The following is a 1,302-nucleotide window of genomic DNA, read 5'->3' as shown; positions in this document are numbered from 1 at the left end:
ATGCCGGTCAGCTCGCCGCCGGCAACAATCTCACCTTCAACATCTCGGGCGATTTCTACAACAGCCCCTCCGGCCTCGTCTTTGCCGGCAACAACACCAACCTCTTCGTCGGTGGCGTGCTGACGAATGACCAGGGGGCAATCCTTTCCGGCAACGGCCTTGCCATTGCAGGCCTGGGCGGCGGGCGCAACGGAGCCGTCGTCAATTCCGCCGGCCTCATTCAGTCCGGCGGCGGCATGTCGATCCTAACCAACAATCTGATCAACACCACGACCTCCGGGCCGACGATCCAGCGCAATGTGCAGCTCTCCAACACCGTCCTCAGCGCCTACGATCTCATCACCAAGACCTACAAATGCGAGACGCGGTGCAGCACCGGCTCAGGCCAGCATGAGCCGACCTATGCCTGGACGGAGACCATCGATCATCTGGTGAACCAGATCGTCTCGCAGGATCAATTGATCTCGGGCGCCGGCCCGTCGGCCAAGATCCGCTCCGGCGGCGATCTGACCATCAATGCGGTCAATCTGACCAACGCCTATAGCTCGATCAAATCCGACGGCAACATGGTGCTCACCGTCCCTGGCACGCTGACCAATGACGGCGCGACGCTGAACCGCACCACCACGACCACCTGCGACAGCTCTACGCCCTGCCAATATTATCCGGATGTCATCACCTCCGACACCACACAGGGCGGTCCGGATTGCAGCGGCCCGAACAATCCCTGCATCGGCAGCAACGATCCATCGCTCACCTATACGAATAATCCCAACGGCCATCGTGACGCCTCGAAGGATCTCGCCGCCGGTACGACGGTGAGCATGCAGGCGATCGGCGCGATCTCCGGCGTCATCGAGGCCCGGGGTGCGCTCGTCATCAATGGTGGCGGCACGGTCAACAACGTCGCCGGCAATGGTTCGATCAACGGCGGGGTTGCCATCGATGCTCCCGCGACTGCGAGCAATCCGCTCGGCGCCTTGAACGGCATGACGGCGGGTGGTGCGCTGTTCAATCTCAACGCCGCTCTGGTAGGCGTCGCAGCCAATGGCGGCGCAAACGCCGGTAGCAGCCCGTCGCTGGCAAGCTCCAGCACGATGGTCGGCAGCGGTCCGGCGATCAGCGGCAACAATCTGACGGCAGGTAGCGCCTCGGTGAGCGGCGGCGGCGTGACGGCTGCGGGCGGACCTTCGATCAATCCGAATGCCCTGACGGTCGGCGGCGCCTCGGTCAATCCGAACAGCCTATTGGGCAAGCTCACAGCTGCCATCGGCAATAGCGGCAATCTCGCTGAGATCCTGC

Annotated in this window: 1 pseudogene; it reads left to right on the top strand. The window is 63.0% G+C overall.

What is annotated here, in order from left to right:
- Window positions 1-1,302 (top strand): annotated as a pseudogene (locus K290_RS35775) (hypothetical protein); the annotation flags it as partial.

The organism is Rhizobium leucaenae USDA 9039 (assembly GCF_000426285.1).
In the GTDB taxonomy this organism is placed as follows: domain Bacteria; phylum Pseudomonadota; class Alphaproteobacteria; order Rhizobiales; family Rhizobiaceae; genus Rhizobium; species Rhizobium leucaenae.
Note: the sequence above shows the minus strand (reverse complement) of the source record. Positions and strands in the feature narration are given on the sequence as shown.